This window comes from Bacillus sp. AFS029533 (genome assembly GCF_002585125.1).
Taxonomy (GTDB): Bacteria; Bacillota; Bacilli; order Bacillales; family Bacillaceae_G; genus Gottfriedia; species Gottfriedia luciferensis_B.
In genome coordinates this window covers 1-18188 of record NZ_NUQC01000005.1, presented here as the reverse complement: position 1 = coordinate 18188, position 18188 = coordinate 1, and the positions used below count along the sequence as shown (strand labels likewise).

Here is an 18188-nt window from a genome sequence, read left to right as displayed (position 1 = left end):
TTTCTATGTGTCACGCTTTTATTTAATTAAGAAAGGAAACAAAAAGATGAGTTTAGTTCAATTTAATAATGTTAAATTTGGTTACCATCATACATCCGTAATAGATAATGTAAGTTTTGAAATAAACCAAGGTGAATTTGTTGGGATTACAGGTCAAAATGGTGCTTCTAAATCGACACTTTTAAAATTAATGCTCGGTTTATTAAAACCTTGGAGTGGTGAAATTCAAATTAATAATAAAGATGCAAATAATGAAAAGATAAACATTGGGTATGTGCCACAACAAATCGCGTCATTTAATATTGGGTTTCCAAGTACTGTAATTGAACTGGTGAAATCAGGTAGATTTAATCAAAAAAAATGGTTCGAAAAAATAGATAAAACAGATATTGAAATAATCGAAAATGCATTAGAAATGGTCGGTATGTGGCATTTTCGTTATCATAAGATAGGATCATTATCAGGAGGACAAAAGCAAAAAATCTGTATTGCACGTGCATTAGCTTCTGAACCAAATTTATTAGTACTAGATGAACCTTCGACTGGTATGGACAAAGAAAGTAGAGTAAGCTTTTATCAATTTTTAAATCATTTAGTTAAAAGACACAATCGAACAGTCGTAATGGTGACTCATGAAAAAGAGGAAGTTGAACAATATCTTGATAAAATAATACATCTAGAGAAAGGAGAACATGGCGTATGGAGATGCTTAACCTTGAATTCATGCAACGGGCATTTTGGGTTGGTGGATTAATCGCGGTAATTGCACCAATATTAGGTGTATTTTTAGTATTAAGAAGACAAGCTTTAATGGCAGATACACTATCTCATATTTCACTTGCTGGTGTAGCAATTGGTTTTTTTATTCATGCTGATTTAACTTTATCTAGTATATTAGTAGTGATCATAGGAGCAATTGCAATAGAATATATGAGAAGAGCTTATCTTTCTTACTCAGAGGTATCGATTGCAATACTTATGGCAGCAGGGTTGTCTCTTGCTCTCTTTTTAATGAGTATAAGTGCAGGAGGGATAACAACGAATGTAGAACAATACTTATTTGGATCAATTGTCACGGTTACTCAGCAACAAGTCTATTTGATGATTGGCGTGACAATAGGAGTATTATTCTATTTCTTTTTGCTAAAAAGACCATTATTTTTAATGACTTTTGATGAAGATACGGCTTATACAAGTGGTGTGAATACAAAATTATTATCTTTATCATTTAGTGTATTAACAGGTGTTGTCATTTCAGCAATTATACCTACAATTGGAGTATTACTAGTTTCCGCATTACTAGTTCTTCCTGCTGCATTCGCGATTAGAATTGCGAAAGGATTTAAATGGGTTCTATTATTGGCGGTATTAACCGCAATTTGTAGTATGTTTGTAGGTTTAGCTTCTTCTTACACCTTGGGAACTCCACCTGGTGCTACAATCACTTTGGTATTAGTAATCATACTAATTGTAGGTTTTATTATTCAAAATATGGTTGTTCAAATTAGAAGAGCAAGATAGTTATTTATAAATATTAATTGAAACAGAGAATCTTTAAAGGATGCTCTGTTTATTGTTTTATAGAAAATAAAAAAGAAAATATACTCTCTTATTCAACTATGGCATGCGTTAGTTGAATATCATGATCACAAAAGTGACTCGTTTTTTTATTAAACAAACTGACAGGTTAGTGGAATAACCAAATGGTAAAATAGGATAGAAATAGCAGATATCATCTTTCTGCTTTTCTATCCTTCTTTTTTCACATTATAAATTTGTACATTCATTTTATATGAGCTTTAATAGCTTAAACCATTTTCTTTACTTGATAAACCTGTTGTGAACACCCTTATTCGATATGAATAAGGTTTTTTTATATGCATTTCTTTAATTAGGGCATAAAAAAGACAGACCTTTTAAAAGAGCTGTCTTTCTTTATATTTATTATGCTTTTTGAACGTTAGTCGCTTGAGGTCCACGTTGACCTGGCTCTATATTAAATGTAACTGCTTGGCCTTCATCTAATGATTTGAAACCATCAGTTTGAATAGCTGAGAAATGGACGAATACATCATCTCCATTTTCACGCTCGATGAATCCAAAACCTTTATCTGCATTAAACCACTTTACTTTACCATGTTCCATGTTTGTTGCCTCCTTGTGTGGGTTACCCACTTTGTAATTATATCATAATAACAATATATTTATAGATAATTAAATGTTCAAACAACTTAAACTCGTATAAGATGAAGAACTTTGAGCTGCAAATTTCAGTTTTTTTAATGTTTCTAACAGAAATTGGAAGAGAAAAGGATCTAGTAACTTAGATCCTATTTTTGATACCGCTAATTGTTTTTATGTTAACTAGCGATGCAAACTTTATTCATAAAAATGCTGAGGATCTTATTCAACTACCATGAAAATTAGTTTCTTCAAAAATAGAAAAATGACATTACTAAAGAAAACTCTACTCAATCGTAAAAAAAAGAGAAGAATTAACTAAAAAACCTAGTGATTACAGTTGACTGGATCAAAGTCAGTATCAGTATTGACACTTTCCATACATTTTCATTTGCTGTGGTGCAGCGCTAGCGCTGCATGGGTGACTAAATGGTAGTTTAGTTTAAGTGAATAACTATCGTTTAAAAATAGCGTTTTTTTCGATTAGTTGTCAGGATAATTTAAATAAAGAGGATAAAAAGAATGGGTATTTTTGGAATAGTGGTGTTGACAAATAGGTGTACTATATATATAGTACACTTATAGTGTATGTACTGCATAGTACATACACAAGTAAAATAACTTAAAAAGGCAGGGAAAAAAATGAAAAATTCAATAATGTTCACAATTAATTCTTGGTATATCCTTATACCACTATTTCTATTAACTGTTCTATATATAATTGTAGCTCCAAATATTAAACGTAAAAAATATGGGATTTCACAATACTTTTTATTATTTACTTTTGTTTTCTACATTTTTTGTGTTATTCATTTAGTATTTTTCCCAATTGATGTTAATATTGGTATTTATGCCAATCAAACTAAATGGTACAACACAATCAATTTTATACCAGTTTTGACAATAGACTTTTTTACATTTGTATTAAATATAATTATGTTCGTTCCATTAGGTGTGTATTTATTTTTTATAGGACGTAAAAATTTTACTGTAAAACAAACAGCAAAAACGGGATTCATTTTAAGTTTAGTGATTGAAATAATTCAAATGATAATTCGTATAATGTTGGGAAGTGGTAGAAGTTCAGATATAAATGATTTACTTGCAAATACAATTGGTGCTATTGTTGGATATTTAATTATAAAGAATATATATAAAATCAAAAAAGTAAAAAATGTTTTTACAAGATTTCAATTAAATCATGAACAAAAAATGTAAGGAAATTCAACCAACTAAAAGAAATTCTTTATTAGTGAATCATCTAAACGAAAATGTGTTGGATAAAGAACATAGATTATTATTATTATGTAAAAGCATGAAGGTTAATAAAGGTAGTACTTCAACTAAAGAGAGCGTAAGTTAAAGATCAAGAGCTGCTAATAAGCAGCTTTTTTCATTGAAGCCAATATGGAAAGGATTATATGTTGGGAAAATTGAATTAAATAGTAGTATAGTGTTTAGAGGTAAATGAGGAGGAGCATCTTTTGAGAAGATTATTCTTGTGCATTTGTTTATTAGTTATTGTAGCAAGTTTAATGTCCTGTCAAAAAAAAGAAGACGGAATATCTTTCAAGGAAATCTATACAGATAAAGATATAACTAAAATCGTATACGGTAAAAATGGAAACTTTAAAGAATTAACTGACCTTAAGAGTATAAATAATTGGGTTAATAATGTAAGGAAGATTAAGTTTATTCGTGACGAAAATCAAGAAGACCGTGCCGTTCTTTTACTCTTTGACGACGGATGCTCAGTAAAGGCTTATCATAAAAATAAAGAAATTGGAGACTTTAAACTATTAAAATTAAAAGGCGAATTCTACAAGAGTAATACTGAGTTTGATGAACAAGTAAAAACTTTATGTAAATAGAATTTTAAATTTTCTTATTCAACTAACGAGAGCGTTAGTTCAACAAGAATATGAACGATAAATTAGTTGGTCGTATTTATATTTTTTCCGGTTAATTAAGTGTGATTTTTCATAATTAACCGGAATGAAATCTATAATAAAAAATGAACATANNTATGTTCATTTTTTATTATAAACAACTAAGTTTGCGAAAGATTACACTTAAACTAAATGGTAGGAATGTTGAATAGGAAAAGGTATAACTTATAGATTGTTGAATATAAATATTTGGATTTATTTTCAACAATGAAGAGTTTTTTTTGAGCGGGAAAATGGAATTATTAATATATGGAATTTTTAAAATGTTATTGTATGTGTTAGTTAAAGGTAATATTTAATGGAGGGGTTAAAATGCAATTTGTACTTCAAGAAATAAATATTCCAAATTCTGATTCAGGTCCATATGGGATAGCAGTTTCAAATGATGGAAAAATATGGTTTACCCAGCATAAAGCAAACAAGATTAGCTGTGTTGATCAAGAAGGACAAATTCAAGAATATACTGTTCCCACTCCTGATGCTAAAGTGATGTGTTTAACAGTATCTTCAAAAGGAGATGTTTGGTTTACGGAACATGGAGCCAACAAAATAGGAATGCTCTCTACAAGTGGTGTATTTACAGAATATCCTTTGCCAAATCCAAATTCAGCCCCATTTGGAATTACAGAAGGTCCGAATGGGGATATCTGGTTTACCGAGATGAATGGAAATCGGATAGGTAAATTGACGGGAGATGGGAAGATTCATGAATACGAACTGCCTAACAAAGGTTCATACCCTTCTTTTATTACATTGGGCTCTGATAATTCTCTTTGGTTCACGGAAAACCAGAACAATGCTATTGGTAAAATAACCGAATCTGGAGAATTAATGGAATTCCCAATTCCTACACCATCGGCAGGACCTGTAGGCATTACAAGAGGGAAAGATGATGCACTTTGGTTTGTGGAAATAATGGGAAATAAGATAGGAAGAATCTCTTATTCTGGCGAGATAATAGAATATGACATCCCTACACCTAATGCACGTCCACATGCTATTGCGGTTGGAGAAGAATGTGATTTATGGTTTACTGAATGGGGTGCAAATAAAATAGGAAGGTTAAGAAGTGACCATTCCATTGTGGAATATACAATAAAAACTCCTAATGCTGAACCCCACGGAATTGTATGCGACAGGGATGGAGCCGTTTGGTTCGTGTTAGAATGTAACAAAATAGGAAAATTAACTTTAATAAAATAAAAGGAAAGTAGTTAGCTTATTTAATATGTACTATAGCTATATCAAATATTTGTTTAACGATATTCTTATGTATTTAACATTCTCTTGTTGAACTAACGCGAGCTTTAGTTGTACAACATGATCGGCTGTTAAGTCGATTTTTTTTATTGTAGTAAATGTTAGTTTTGTTGATAAAGGATTTGATTTACTTCATAGAATAGTTCAAGGATGTTAAAGACTGGTGGTGAATAAAAGTGAAGTCCCAGGAAGTAATGAATTCGTTAGATGAATTAATAAGGCTGATTGAAGCTGATACAAATTAATTTTCCTTTCTTATTCAAATAAAGCACCCGTTACTTGTGTCAAAAAGAGTGAAAGTCACATTTTTAAATGTAGTTGAAGATAAAGAAGCATCTACCGCTGATACTACCTTACAACACTAATATGTCAAATAAATAGGAGCTGATCATTCAGCCCCTAAGTGTTGTTCAACTATCGCATGCGATAGTTAAACAACACTTAACACTGGCGATTATGATCAATCAACTTCTATTTCAGATCGAGGGAAGATAGTGAAGTGTCAAGAATATTGGATTTTCAACCTAAAGGAATTTAATATATTAAAAATCCCAGTTTCTTAATTTTTTAATAAGAAGTTGGGATTTTTCTATTACTTTATTTATTAGCACGAGTATAGAAGATATTACATACATCTATATCCAATAAGAAGGTAATTGCTTCAGTAAATGCCATTTATTTTCATAAGTTTAGATAATAAATCATAAAAATGAATAGTCCACATTCATGCAAACCCAGTAACGGAAGGAATGATACAGTGTTGAACGATAATACTTACGACTTTATTGTAATAGGTGCAGGTACAGCAGGTGGTGTAATTGCAAAAAAATTATCAGATGACAAAATAACTTCTGTATTGGTCTTGGAACCAGGCACAAATATGGTTCCAGAGCTAAGCAGTCCTTCAGGTGCAGTATCCGGTGTTTTGTCTGCTGATAATAGGCATTCCTTTAATATATTTACAAATGTACAGCCCGCAATTGGGAACCAACAACTTAGAGTATCAGGCGGTAGAGCAATAGGTGGAAGCTCTGAACATAATGCCATGTATGCTGTACGGGGAAGCAAGGAACTTTATGATGAATGGGCACGCCTAGTTGGACCTCAATGGAGTTATAACAGTTTAAAGTCACTATTCAAAAAAAATGAAACCTATACTGGAAAGACTCAACAACCAGAAGAACGAGGTAAAAAGGGCCCTATTTTTATCAGACAACAAATTATTCCTAAGGATGGGATTACCGTTACATTAGCAAAAGCAACATCAGAAATATTAGATATTCCCATAGTCGAGGATTACAATACTGGTATTAGGGATTGTACTTTCTTTAAATCACAGTTTTTAAATAAGGAAGTAAATGGAAAATTTGTTCGCTCATCTACTGCAACTGGATATTTAAATAGTAAAATAGTGACACAAGGAAATGAGTTCCATCCAGATGAAATTGGAGTTGGCGGCAGAGAGTTAGTTATTTTGGTAAAAACAACAGTAAATAAAATTCTATTTAAGCAAGATGGAAAAATTCAAGTTGCAGTTGGAGTTGACTTTGTCAGAAATGGCAAATCAAATAAAGCATTCGCAAAAAAGGGAATAATTCTTTGTGCAGGCAATTTATCTTCTGTTATATTACAACGTTCGGGAATTGGGGACCCGGATGATCTGAAAAGAGCAGGTATAGAAACTTTAATTTACAGTCCAAATGTAGGACATAACTTTCAAACCCAATTTACAACCGGATTGGGAGTTGAAGTTAAAACCGATCGGATTTTAGAACTCATGGCTGCAGACCCAGACAATCCAATTACACTAGGTGCATTTAATGCAGATCGTGGTAAAGGAGGGCGTCGCCTTCAAATAATAGGATCACCAGCACCATCGTTTCTTCCTGCCTCAGAGGTATTGGAAAATAATTGGGATTTCGATCCTAAAAAGAAAAGCAATATCATAAGTTTTGGACTTTTTGACGATAACCCAAAAAGCAGAGGTACTATTATGGTCTCACACAGCGATCCTGAGGCATATCCTTCCATAGACCTTAATCCTCTTGGAGATGCAGATGACCTGAATTTCATGGTTGATCAGTTTATTGAGACCCACAACATTATGAAGAAAGCACGTGAAATCGATCCTGAAGGAATATTCAAAGTCGTATTCCCGCCTGAAATTATCTTTGAGATAAAAAATATCGAAGAAAAGCGTAAAAAATTAGAAAGTTACGTAAGAGCCTCATATCGTAATGTTTTCCACTTTGGAGGTCAATGCAAAATGGCAAGGAGTGTTCGAGAAGGTGTCGTAGATGGCGAATTGAATGTTTTTGGAACAAAGAACCTAAAGGTGGCTGATCTATCGGTCGCACCTATTTTACCTGATGGGAATACTTCACTCCCTTCTCAAATTATCGGTTTAAATGCTGTACGATTCATTCAAGATTAAACTCCAATTTATCAATTATTTGGTGCTGGTTTTTAGCACCCTTTTTTATTCAACTTAGACTACGGTATCCTTTTTCATTAGCGTATAAGATAAACATTTTTTTACATAGATGAACTATAACCGTTATGAGACCATCAAAGGTTATACTGATTCTCAATATGAAGAAGCATCATTCATCGTGCATAAATAGAATTGTGAAGCTAAATAGTAGTTTATTTACAAAATTTCCCAAATTAAAAGGCGTATAACTAAAACAATTGATAATAATTTTTATATTATAATATTACATTTCTTGTTTTAATTTTTTACCAATATCACCTATTTTTAGAGAAACTTATTCTGTGAGTTTCTCTCTTTTTTTAGCCAACTAACGCATGCGTGTGCGGCCGAGCCTAGGTCGTGTCATATAACGGGTGGGATTCCCGTCGAGTAAGAACTAGCCATTCGCTCGTAGCGAGTCTTGGAGGGCTAAAGGTAACTTTAGTCTTTAAGCGTAGACAGTGAGGTAGCGGGCCGAAAGCCAAATGGTTGAAGGGATTGAGCTTCATAATGTTAGTAAATCGAGAGGGCTGGTGCTTTATGCATAGCAGAAAGCTACACTCTACCTTTCGGTAAGGCGAGAAAGGTAAAGCCTCTCTGGATTCATAGACCTTGGCACGTTATACATTGATATGATACGGCAACTCGGGAGACCCTACCGGTCTTTTCTTTTTTTTAGAAGAGTATGGTGTACAAGCGATAAAAAGTAAGGAAACCAAATGCCGATGGAGGAAAGGCTACTACCAGTTTATCACCCTTAATAGGGACACATTTACTACACACAGAGGTAGGTATAACAAATGGAAACAAAACTACTAAGGATAGCAGAATTAGCAAAATCTGATCCTAAAATGCAATTTACATCTCTAGCACATTTACTAGATAAGCAATCACTAATTCAATGTCATATTGAATTACCAAATAAGAAAGCAACTGGGATAAATGGCACAACTAAAGAGCAATACGGTGGTAATCTCGAAGAAAATATAGAGGATTTAGTAAGCAGCCTTAAAAACAAAAGCTTTCGCCCTGTTCCAGTTAGGAGAATGTATATTCCGAAGCTCAATTCGAAAAAGAAAAGACCATTAGGAATACCAGAACATGAAGATAAGATTGTCCAAAAAGGTGTTACGAAAATATTAAACTCTATCTATGAAATTGACTTCTTGGACTGTTCGTTCGGATTTCGCCCAAATCGTAGTTGCCACGATGCTTTGAAAATACTGAACTTCTATATTGAAAAGAGGTCAGTAAACTATGTTGTAGATGTAGACATAAAAAATGAACAAGCATACCTAGTAAGGTATGCGGATGACTTCGTGTGCTGTTTAAGGAAATCTTTCAAATGGGAGAAATACAGACTTTTCCTGAGCAAATTTCCACTACCCTCACCAAGGGTTAAGGTGAATAACTATGATTTAAGAAAAGAAATTAGCTACATTCTGTAAATGATTACTGGAGGAGCCGTGTGCATTAATAGTGCAAGCACGGTTCTGAGAGGGGGTGGAGTGCAATTTACCGCAAGGTAAAAAGACTCCATTCTACTCGACTAGTTGCATAACATGAAAAATTTATCGGTCTTTATTTTGATAACAGGCCAGTTTTAGTTTAATAAAGAATTTGCCTGCGAAAAAATATTAATTACAAATTTTACCAATTTAATTTATACTAATTTTATAAATTAAGTTTTAAAGGAGATTATTATATGTCTGAAGAGCTAAATAAAGAAATTCTAAAAGAACTAAAAGCGATAAATGATAAACTTGAAAGTTTAAACAATGAACGAAAAAAAGGTTTATCGACTGTTGGTAAGTTTGTTGCACTTTTTCTTGGCTTTGGGTTAGTTGGTCCATTAGTTTCTTATATCGTAATCCCTTTTATAATCAAAATGTTTTATTGACACTTAGACGGTAATTCAACTTGAGGATGGGTTGAAAATTTAATATGTAAGGGGAGGGGACAATGACTTCGTTGAAAAAAGGGTTGTGGTCAACGACTTTGAGTATTGTCGGAATTATATTGTTTATAGTGAGTTATTCTATTTCCGAGATCCCAACATATTGGGAAAAAGTCGTCATAGGAATATTTTTCTTCTCAGGAATTGCTTCTATGATAACAAGTATAATATTTGGTATCTTGGGTGTAAGGTCTAATGAAAAAGGCTTCTTAAAATATTTTGGAATGATAATTGTATTTCTCTTCGTTATAGGAGTGACCATTATCCCTGTGTTATTAATGGCTATATTTGGTTCTAGGGAACCATAAAGCAACAATTTTTACGAAAACAGACTTAAAAAATACTCTAGTTAACAACTATTCTTATACAACTAAATATTTTAATTTAACAGAGCCTACTAAAATAGAAAAAAGATGGTGAATAACCATCTTTTAAGTTTGTAGACAAAGTCCTATTTATGGAGTATAACTATCATTTTATTGTAACTTATTTAATTCTCTAAAAGTAGGAATTGCTTGTTTTAGCGCATGTAAAACAGCAGCACCAGTAAATGTTATAAAAGAAATAAATTCAGCTAATCCATATTCAACTTTCGATACTGGTACAATTAATGGCATTATGCCTAGGCATAGAAAAGCAGCACCAAATGCAAGCCATTTAAATTTTACAAGATCTGGATTTTGCTTATCATTTGATTCTTGTAAGGAAATAAAGAAATCTACAAAAAAATAAAAAAAGGAACTAATTGCGGCTGCAATCACAATATTATCCTGTGGATTAAAACACCAGATCATAAAGTAAGCAATAATAAAAATAGCAAATAAAAAATGCGGAGTTAAGAATACCGCCCATAATGCCTCGTTTTTTAAAACTTTTTGTGAATTCTCCAACAAAATCCCTCCTTATTTTTTTTATAATATCAAAACAAATAAATAAAAAGTGGCTTTTGCTGAATACTTAATAATTTAAATAAAATAATAATCTGTGTGTCTTCTAGTATATAGAAATTTACATAAAAGTAATAGAATGCGAATGTTTTATAAAACAGTTACACTATTTTTACATAACTACCTTTTTAAAAGCGAATTGTCATGACTGTTCAATTAGAATAGAACGGTTAATTATTAACAGTTGAAAATCACGAGTTGCTAGCAGTTTGTTTTTTATTCAAAAAAATAGCAGTATAGTTCAATTAGAATAATTAATTATATTATTGAATTAGGCATTAAAAAGGAGAAGAAAATGTCATTTGATTTAAAAATAAATTCAAAAAGAAGATATGAAAAGTTTATTGAAAGAGTTTCAAAGAGTAAATTAGTTTGGGGGTTGGCGAATGAAGATGGCTGGTGTGTATGTGATTCGAATGAATATGAAGATACAACTGTTATGCCATTTTGGTCAGATGAAGCTTATGCACGTCAATGTGCAATAGAGGGATGGTCGAATTATCAACCAACATCTTTACCTTTAGAAGCATTTATGAATAGCTGGCTTTACGGAATGAATGAAGATGGTTTATTAGTAGGTGTTAATTGGAATGCACAGTTAATTGGTTTGGAAATAGAACCAGCAGATTTATTTAGTCAATTACAACAAAAGAAAGCTTAGAAATAATAGGCTTGTTCAACTACCATGGGAGTACGATTTAAACTGCCATTCACTGTTGTGAATCTTTGATTCATGGATGGCTAACGCATGCGATTCTTCAATAGAGGATCGCTTTTTCTTATTCAACAAAATGGCAGATTAGTTGTATAAGGTATTTAACAATATATCAAAAATGTAATTTGTAATTACATCAGTTTAGTCTATTATTGAAGTAGAAATTTAACATTGGAGATAAGACGTTGGGACAAAAACTAAGAGATTTCATTGATTTTTTATTATTCAAGGTTGGAGCTAAAAACAATATTGGAACGACAACATTTGCGCAATTAAAAATTGAACCTGAATATACAAATATTGATTTAGAGAACAAACAAGTCACTGGTGTAGTTAGATATAAAGAGAAAATATATTTAACAGTTATTGTTGATGTTCAAAATAATATAACAAAAGTTCAAGGGAATTTACGTGGGATTTCTAAAATAGTAAAACCATTTAAGAAGAGAAACTATATTGAAATGATTGAATCTGAAGCTGAATTTTTAATTGAAAACAAAATTATAAATCCTAATGAACTTTAAATCTTTATGATTTTACCTTATTCAACTAACGCAATGCTTTAGTTGAACAATATGATCGGCTCTTTAGCCGATTTTTTTTGTGGAACTAAATGGCAGATTAGTTGAACAAAGGACTCTAACAATATTAAATAGAATTAGTTAAGTAGGAGTCTAATATCGAAGGGGCAAACTAATGAAATTAATGAAAATTTTAGGGTGTATTTTTCTACTTTTAATAATAATTGGAGCAGGTAGTTGGTTTTGGATAAAAAAACATCCTGAAAAGATCTTCAACGGTTATTTTCATTCAACAGAAGTAAAAAAAGGGGACTTTTATACGTTTCATTATGATTCAAAAGATAACCAAACAGTTGCCATGTTAAATCAGATGATTCCAAGTATTCTTGAACAAGGGAATGTATGGTATCAACATTTAGATTTGACTAAGAAGAAATTACATATTTATTTATCTCCAAAAAAGATTGATAAAAGTAAAGCAAGCGATGAAAGAGGACGTTATTTGGAAAATGTAAATGTTCTCTATATTAGAAGCGATTTAGATCAAGTAGAACTTAAAAATACGTTTGCACATGAAATGGCTCATTATTTGTTCTCAAATTATGTTTATGAAAATGGTCTGAAATTAGAACAATTTCCATATTGGATTCATGAAGGAATGGCTAGTTCGTTTGCGCAGAAACTTGCTCCTGTCCCACTTGATAATCTATCAGAAGATTATAAGACTCAACCATTAATGAACATAAAACCTGTAAAAACAAGCGATGGAAAAGGTGGATATAAACCTAGTACCTATTTATTGATGATGTTTGCTGTTGAATATCTCATTCATCATCATGATGAACAAATTGTTGGAAAACTCGTCACTCAAACGAGAAAAACAGGGGATTTTTCAAAAGCCTTTAAGGAATTGACCTCTCTTGATTTAAAGACATACCATACAAAATTTAATGATAATAGTGAAAAAATAAGAGGTTTTGAAACACTTATCGCAAAAGATAAAGTGCTAGCAGAGAAACAAATGCAACTTTATCTAAACGAGCAAGGCGATTATTTTATTAATGCGTCATTATTTTACAACTACCTCGGAAATCTATATATTTCTCAAGGTAGATATAGTGAAGCCTTAAACATCATGGAAAAACAGCTGCAATTTCAAGACATCCCTAGTATCTACCAAGGGGTAGCAGAAGTAGCAGTTAAAGTTGATCATAAAAAGGCAGTCGAGTATGCTGAGGAGTCAGTTAAGTCAGCAAAAAGAAATAATTGGAATGTAGAAATTTTTCAGGATTATTTAAAGAAAGTAATTGATAGTTCTTATTCAACTAACTAATGCGTTAGTTGAACAACTGGGAGTTACTTTGGTAGTTCCCTTTTTATTGTACAAATTGGGAGTTTAATTGATGAAGATTTGAAACACAAATTTGGAGTAATATGGTAGGAATTTAATTAGAAAATCATTTAAATTATTAATTAAGGAGGTAGTTGTTTGTTAAAAAAATTAAAGAATGTTTTTGCGCTACTTACATTTGTTTTAGCAGTATATGCTTTAATAACAGATAGTTTTGTTGTAATGCCTTATACGTTATTCTTCTTAGGAGTAACGTTATTGATAATGGGTATGCAAGAAAAACGTAAGCCTCTTAATTATGCATTTTTCCTTGTATCTGGGCTTAATATATTCGTTTCTATTAAGTCATTCATATACAACTAACGCATGCTTTAGTTGAACAAGAACAACCAAAGACACTTTATTGTGTTTATAAATTTTGCACAAAATTAAATTGAGTGTTTACTTTAATGAGAAGCTGAAAATTCGACTTATATATAGTAACCTTGCAAACAAATTCAAAAAATGCTATTCTAAAGGTGAATTATTTTTGTTCGGTGTAAAGGATAATATTAGTAAAACTTTTCGTCTTGATGATCACTGAGAGCAAGGATAGTAATACATTGTGTGTACTAACACACTAGGAGTGAACAAACATGGAAAAAGGTAAAGTAAAATGGTTTAATGGCGAAAAAGGCTTCGGTTTCATCGAACGTGAAGGTGGAGAAGACGTATTCGTTCATTTCTCAGCTATCCAAGGCGAAGGGTTCAAAACATTAGATGAAGGTCAAGAAGTGACTTTTGACCTTGAGCAAGGTCAACGTGGAGCACAAGCAGCTAACGTTCGCAAGGCTTAATTATAATAACTAACATGGACAGGCTCTTAATTTGAGTCTGTTTTTTATTTTTCTAAAAAAACAAAAACCCCACTCACTAATGAGTAGGGAACAGAATACAGAAAACAGAAAACAGTAAATCAAATGGTAAACAAAGTGTAACACATAATTTGTAGGATTCCTAATTTCAATCAACCTACCATGTAAGAACGTAATTTTCTTACATTGCCTGTGGTGAAGCTCTGTTTTTTGGTTGGTTAACGTGTGCGCTTCTTTAAGAAGAAACAATCTTTTTAATACTAATTTAACTAGAAATGATCTTCAGTAAACGGGCGCTTTAGTTGAACAACGTAGACTACTTCAGTGGTCTTTTTTTATTAAAGTAAATGGCAGATTAGTGGAATAAGGAAAAATCTCCAAGCAAATTGTATAATTATATAAAAGGGGTGATTTCAATTTGGAAAGCGTTCCGAAAGTGCAAGAAATATTACTCGAAGAAAGTCTATTTTTTTAATCGATCGGATCTATTTAAAATTCAATTTGTTCAACGATTAAAAAGCATCCAATTTAATTGGATGCAAACTTAAGTATTCCACTTAAAAAGATTGAATCTTCTAAATGCGTGCACTCTTTTAGCTTGATTTTTCCATCTAGTTCTAGTTCTTTAGCCAGTTTTTCAATCATATTTTTATCATTTCCCAAGGGATTTTTAATGTTGATTAGAAAGTAATTTCCTCTTGTTGCAAGTCGAAGGTTCTTTAATAGACTCTCTTTACTCATTTTCACATCTCCCTTCTAAATTATATTAATTCGACACAAAAGAGGTTTTGTCCTGTAATCTCATTTAAACTACAAATTTTATGTAGAATTTATTTATTTGAACTCCATAGTATATAACGTCAAAAATTATCATACATTGTCAATACACATAGTAGGGGGAATAATAATGGACTCAAATAATTTACGTGAATTAGAGTATGCAATAGATGAAATTACTGAAATTGCAAAAGGATTTGGGCTTGAATATTTTCCAATGAGGTATGAAATATGCCCATCCGATATTATTTACACGTTTGGTGCGTACGGAATGCCAACAAGATATTCACATTGGAGCTTTGGAAAAAAATTCTATAAGATGAAGTTGCAGTATGATCTAGGATTAAGTAAGATTTATGAATTAGTGATTAATTCTAACCCATGTTATGCATTTTTACTTGATACCAATAGCCTGATTCAAAACAAATTGATCGTTGCCCATGTACTCGCTCATAGTGATTTCTTTAAAAATAATGTGCGTTTTAGCAATACAAATCGAGATATGGTAGAAAGCATGGCAGCAACTGCTGAAAGAATTAAACAATATGAACAAAAATATGGAAAAAAGTTAGTAGATGAATTTTTGAATGCAGTTATAGCTATCCAAGAACATATTGACCCTTCTATTGTAAGAAATAGATTAACGTGGCAATTAGAAGATGATGTGATTATCCCCCTTCCTCGAGTAGGACCATATGATGATTTATGGAATTTGGATAATAAAAAAGAAAATATTGCTCCTGTAAATCCTCGAAAAAAGAAATTCCCACCACAACCTGAAAAGGATCTTTTACTATTTATTCAACATTTTAGTCGTGAATTAGAAGAGTGGCAACGAGACATTTTAACAATGTTACGAGAGGAAATGGTATATTTTTGGCCACAGCTCGAAACAAAAATTATGAATGAGGGATGGGCTAGTCTTTGGCATCAACGTATTATGCGAGAGTTAGATTTAACTTCAGGTGAATCAATTGAATATGCAAAATTGAATGCAAGTGTAGTACAGCCCTCGAAAACAAGTATAAACCCTTACTATTTCGGACTAAAAATGTTTGAGGATATTGAAGATAGATATAACAATCCATCTGAAGAAATGAAAAAAAATGGGGTGAAAGTTGGTTCTGGAACTGAAAAAATTTTTGAAGTACGTGAGCTTGAATCAGATACTAGTTTTATTAGAAACTATTTATCAAAAGAATTTGTGATGAACAAAGACTTGTACTTGTTTAAAAAACATGGAAAAGAATATAAGATTAATGATAAAAGTTGGGTGAATGTACGTGATCAATTAGTAAATATGCGTACGAATGGAGGATATCCTTATATTACCGTAGATGATGGGGACTATCAAAAAAAAGGTGAATTGTATTTAAAGCATTCATTTGAAGAGATTGAATTAGATGTTAAATATCTAGAGAAAGTTTTACCATATTTATACCAATTATGGGGAAGAACGACTCATATTGAAACAAGGATGGATGGAAAAACTGTATTATTTAGTTATGACGGAATTAATGTAAATCGTAAAAATTTGTAAACACCTGTTTTGGCGTTTATTTTATTTTAGCTATTTCTTAAACGTTGTTTACAGCATAGTACATTAACTAACTCATGTTAGCAATGTGATAGGGCGTTCCAATTATGAATAAGCTTTAATAATATGAAACACGCTTTAGTTGAATTACATGATCGGCTGAATAGTCGATTTTTTTTATGGAACTTTATGGCAGAATAGTTGAATAAGAAATTGCAATTTTCATGAGTCTTTTGATTGATTAATACTTTTTGGTTTAATGATAAAATTAAAATCATTGTACAAATATAAACGGTACCAATATGATTTGGAGAAATTTCAAAAATAGAATACGGAGAAACAATATGAAAAAACTTTAAACATATTTGTTATTTTAGGTCCTATGTTCTTTACTTTTTCATTAAACTTTGGGTTTTATTGGGTGAAATTTTCAACTTTTATTTATGCTTTAATCCTTATAATGCACGCAATAGTTAATGTTCCTAATAAATTAGATAGTTTTATTCTATCTACAATAGGCGTAGTTTTACTGATTGGACTATATTTTAATAATATCTATTTATGGATTGTATTAGGATTATTATCAATTATTATTGGTGTAACAAGAATAGTTATTATTTTAGTAAGCATGAGAAAAAAAGGTATCTTCTAATTTGAATTGGTAGATTATTGGAATAAAAAGGTAACCGGTATTTTCTGTCGAATAATAATTGTTGATAAAAATGATTAATTGAAATGAAGAGGTGCTATTTTTGATTGCTCAATTTGCGAACTTATTAAGTAAAAACACATTTATTGAAAGAGAGAATTTGTTTAAAAATGCAGATGTTGTTTTATATCATCCGGGTCATTTTCCAGAGCTAAACAAACAAATTCTAAATTTGTATAAAAAAGAGTCCTTTAAAAAAATTATGAAACCGAGCGTTTATAACAATCATCTAAAAGAAGAAGAATACAAATTTCATAAAGAAAAATTAGTTGAGTTCGGGATTCCTGACAACTAACGCAGTGCGTTAGTTGTATAAGAGTTTCTAAAGGTTGTCTAATTAGACAACCTTTTTTAGTTCAAAAATCATCAATTAAATTTAAAGAGCCTTGCGTATTGATGGTAAATTCCACTTGATTTTTTGTATTCCATTTATTCAATTGAATGTTGTCGGTCCATGAAATATGTGAATTTTTCATCCATCGCTTGCAATTTATTTTCCATTGACTGCATTCTTTGGTCTAATGATTTGATTGCGTCCGGGTAGTTACGAGTAGAGGGCGATAAGATAAAAAAGCATCCTTACTGGATGCTCTTGATTTCTGTCACAATTTCGTTGTGTTCGGTGATTAATCTTTTCAACTGTTCTTCGAGATGAGGGTCGTTTTTCTTCGCTAAGATGATCTTGACGATATCGATCGCTTCGCGCGTCTTCATTAATTCTTTTTGCAATTTTTCGACTGCATTCAATTTTCCCATGTTTTACCCTCTTCTTCATTCAGTTTAGTGGATCCGGTCCAAAACTATCCGTTAAGCATACCAAATAAAGCGGATAAATGCACACTTTAATAGCCATGAGTTATTAATTCGAAAAGAAAAAGTATCGAACGATGGTTAGAATAACTGGAATGAAGATGATCCAGCAAATGGATACGTTTATACCAGCTCTTGCAATGGATT

The 18188-nt window shown here is 31.6% G+C and carries 19 protein-coding genes and 1 pseudogene; 16 read left to right on the top strand and 4 right to left on the bottom strand.

The annotated features are described in order from the left end of the window. The first annotated feature begins 46 nt into the window (after positions 1-46). Entirely contained in the window at positions 47-754 is a 708-nt protein-coding gene (locus tag COE53_RS02920) for a metal ABC transporter ATP-binding protein (protein WP_069034348.1), read from the top strand. Then, entirely contained in the window at positions 700-1521 is an 822-nt protein-coding gene (locus COE53_RS02915) for a metal ABC transporter permease (protein ID WP_069034347.1), read from the top strand. Before COE53_RS02920 ends, COE53_RS02915 begins: the two co-directional genes overlap by 55 nt. 423 nt (positions 1522-1944) lie before the next feature. On the opposite strand, the gene COE53_RS02910 is transcribed toward COE53_RS02915, so the two are convergent. After that, on the bottom strand, positions 1945-2145 hold the full coding sequence (locus COE53_RS02910; RefSeq protein WP_069034346.1) for a cold-shock protein: 201 nt from the start codon (positions 2143-2145) through the stop codon (positions 1945-1947). 678 nt (positions 2146-2823) lie between these two features. Here COE53_RS02910 and COE53_RS02905 point away from each other — a divergent pair. The 7 genes and pseudogenes from COE53_RS02905 (at position 2824) to COE53_RS02875 (ending at position 10128) form a co-directional block, all read left to right on the top strand. Further along, positions 2824-3399: a VanZ family protein gene (locus COE53_RS02905; RefSeq protein WP_069034345.1), complete on the top strand. Its 576-nt coding sequence runs from the start codon at positions 2824-2826 to the stop codon at positions 3397-3399. A 266-nt stretch (positions 3400-3665) separates the two neighbouring features. Continuing rightward, the gene (locus COE53_RS02900) at positions 3666-4052 is read left to right on the top strand and encodes a hypothetical protein (protein WP_069034344.1); all 387 of its coding nucleotides are present in this window, start codon (positions 3666-3668) and stop codon (positions 4050-4052) included. Positions 4053-4442: 390 nt separating this feature from the next. Beyond that, positions 4443-5333 (top strand): Vgb family protein, encoded by an 891-nt coding sequence (locus COE53_RS02895; protein WP_091022255.1) that lies wholly within the window; start codon positions 4443-4445, stop codon positions 5331-5333. Between the two features lie 766 nt (positions 5334-6099). Further along, a complete protein-coding gene (locus tag COE53_RS02890; protein WP_098947425.1) occupies positions 6100-7824 on the top strand; it encodes a GMC family oxidoreductase in 1725 nt (574 codons plus the stop codon). 839 nt (positions 7825-8663) lie between these two features. Beyond that, positions 8664-9143, top strand: a pseudogene (locus COE53_RS02885) (group II intron reverse transcriptase/maturase); the annotation flags it as partial. 425 nt (positions 9144-9568) lie between these two features. After that, the gene (locus COE53_RS02880; protein WP_091022262.1) at positions 9569-9763 is read left to right on the top strand and encodes a hypothetical protein; all 195 of its coding nucleotides are present in this window, start codon (positions 9569-9571) and stop codon (positions 9761-9763) included. Between the two features lie 62 nt (positions 9764-9825). Continuing rightward, positions 9826-10128, top strand: coding sequence for a hypothetical protein (locus tag COE53_RS02875; RefSeq protein ID WP_091022264.1), 303 nt, complete (start codon positions 9826-9828; stop codon positions 10126-10128). Positions 10129-10296: 168 nt separating this feature from the next. Here the strand turns inward: COE53_RS02875 and COE53_RS02870 are convergent, their stop codons facing one another. Beyond that, entirely contained in the window at positions 10297-10710 is a 414-nt protein-coding gene (locus tag COE53_RS02870; protein WP_069034338.1) for a hypothetical protein, read from the bottom strand. Positions 10711-11062: 352 nt separating this feature from the next. Between COE53_RS02870 and COE53_RS02865 the strand changes: the two genes are divergently transcribed. The 5 genes from COE53_RS02865 to COE53_RS02845 all read left to right on the top strand — a co-directional run bounded on the left by COE53_RS02865 (position 11063) and on the right by COE53_RS02845 (position 14190). Further along, positions 11063-11428: a DUF2750 domain-containing protein gene (locus COE53_RS02865; protein WP_069034337.1), complete on the top strand. Its 366-nt coding sequence runs from the start codon at positions 11063-11065 to the stop codon at positions 11426-11428. Between the two features lie 239 nt (positions 11429-11667). After that, entirely contained in the window at positions 11668-12006 is a 339-nt protein-coding gene (locus COE53_RS02860) for a hypothetical protein (protein ID WP_069034336.1), read from the top strand. Positions 12007-12178: 172 nt separating this feature from the next. Then, entirely contained in the window at positions 12179-13336 is a 1158-nt protein-coding gene (locus COE53_RS02855) for a tetratricopeptide repeat protein (RefSeq protein WP_091022266.1), read from the top strand. 156 nt (positions 13337-13492) lie between these two features. Next, positions 13493-13717 carry a hypothetical protein gene (locus COE53_RS02850; RefSeq protein ID WP_091022268.1) on the top strand — a complete coding sequence of 75 codons (225 nt, stop codon included), beginning with the start codon at positions 13493-13495 and terminating at the stop codon, positions 13715-13717. A 272-nt stretch (positions 13718-13989) separates the two neighbouring features. Continuing rightward, positions 13990-14190 carry a cold-shock protein gene (locus tag COE53_RS02845; protein WP_069034332.1) on the top strand — a complete coding sequence of 67 codons (201 nt, stop codon included), beginning with the start codon at positions 13990-13992 and terminating at the stop codon, positions 14188-14190. Between the two features lie 546 nt (positions 14191-14736). Here the strand turns inward: COE53_RS02845 and COE53_RS02840 are convergent. After that, positions 14737-14949, bottom strand: coding sequence for a hypothetical protein (locus COE53_RS02840; RefSeq protein WP_069034331.1), 213 nt, complete (start codon positions 14947-14949; stop codon positions 14737-14739). 166 nt (positions 14950-15115) lie between these two features. On the opposite strand from COE53_RS02840, the gene COE53_RS02835 reads away from it, so the two are divergent. Further along, positions 15116-16525, top strand: coding sequence for a SpoVR family protein (locus tag COE53_RS02835; protein ID WP_069034330.1), 1410 nt, complete (start codon positions 15116-15118; stop codon positions 16523-16525). 749 nt (positions 16526-17274) lie between these two features. Then, positions 17275-17526, top strand: coding sequence for a hypothetical protein (locus COE53_RS02825; protein WP_069034329.1), 252 nt, complete (start codon positions 17275-17277; stop codon positions 17524-17526). Between the two features lie 284 nt (positions 17527-17810). Here the strand turns inward: COE53_RS02825 and COE53_RS23805 are convergent, their stop codons facing one another. Then, positions 17811-17987, bottom strand: coding sequence for a hypothetical protein (locus COE53_RS23805; RefSeq protein WP_180242382.1), 177 nt, complete (start codon positions 17985-17987; stop codon positions 17811-17813). Positions 17988-18188 lie beyond the last annotated feature (201 nt).

What these genes read in the sequence shown, in the direction of transcription:
- COE53_RS02840 (WP_069034331.1), bottom strand. Translation starts at nt 14,949, where the DNA reads ATGAGTAAAGAGAGTCTATTAAAGAACCTTCGACTTGCAACAAGAGGA.
- COE53_RS02895 (WP_091022255.1), top strand. Translation starts at nt 4,443, where the DNA reads ATGCAATTTGTACTTCAAGAAATAAATATTCCAAATTCTGATTCAGGT.
- COE53_RS02845 (WP_069034332.1), top strand. Translation starts at nt 13,990, where the DNA reads ATGGAAAAAGGTAAAGTAAAATGGTTTAATGGCGAAAAAGGCTTCGGT.
- COE53_RS02910 (WP_069034346.1), bottom strand. Translation starts at nt 2,145, where the DNA reads ATGGAACATGGTAAAGTAAAGTGGTTTAATGCAGATAAAGGTTTTGGA.
- COE53_RS02915 (WP_069034347.1), top strand. Translation starts at nt 700, where the DNA reads ATGGAGATGCTTAACCTTGAATTCATGCAACGGGCATTTTGGGTTGGT.
- COE53_RS02905 (WP_069034345.1), top strand. Translation starts at nt 2,824, where the DNA reads ATGAAAAATTCAATAATGTTCACAATTAATTCTTGGTATATCCTTATA.
- COE53_RS02880 (WP_091022262.1), top strand. Translation starts at nt 9,569, where the DNA reads ATGTCTGAAGAGCTAAATAAAGAAATTCTAAAAGAACTAAAAGCGATA.
- COE53_RS02875 (WP_091022264.1), top strand. Translation starts at nt 9,826, where the DNA reads ATGACTTCGTTGAAAAAAGGGTTGTGGTCAACGACTTTGAGTATTGTC.
- COE53_RS02855 (WP_091022266.1), top strand. Translation starts at nt 12,179, where the DNA reads ATGAAATTAATGAAAATTTTAGGGTGTATTTTTCTACTTTTAATAATA.
- COE53_RS02835 (WP_069034330.1), top strand. Translation starts at nt 15,116, where the DNA reads ATGGACTCAAATAATTTACGTGAATTAGAGTATGCAATAGATGAAATT.
- COE53_RS02865 (WP_069034337.1), top strand. Translation starts at nt 11,063, where the DNA reads ATGTCATTTGATTTAAAAATAAATTCAAAAAGAAGATATGAAAAGTTT.
- COE53_RS23805 (WP_180242382.1), bottom strand. Translation starts at nt 17,987, where the DNA reads ATGGGAAAATTGAATGCAGTCGAAAAATTGCAAAAAGAATTAATGAAG.
- COE53_RS02890 (WP_098947425.1), top strand. Translation starts at nt 6,100, where the DNA reads ATGAATAGTCCACATTCATGCAAACCCAGTAACGGAAGGAATGATACA.
- COE53_RS02920 (WP_069034348.1), top strand. Translation starts at nt 47, where the DNA reads ATGAGTTTAGTTCAATTTAATAATGTTAAATTTGGTTACCATCATACA.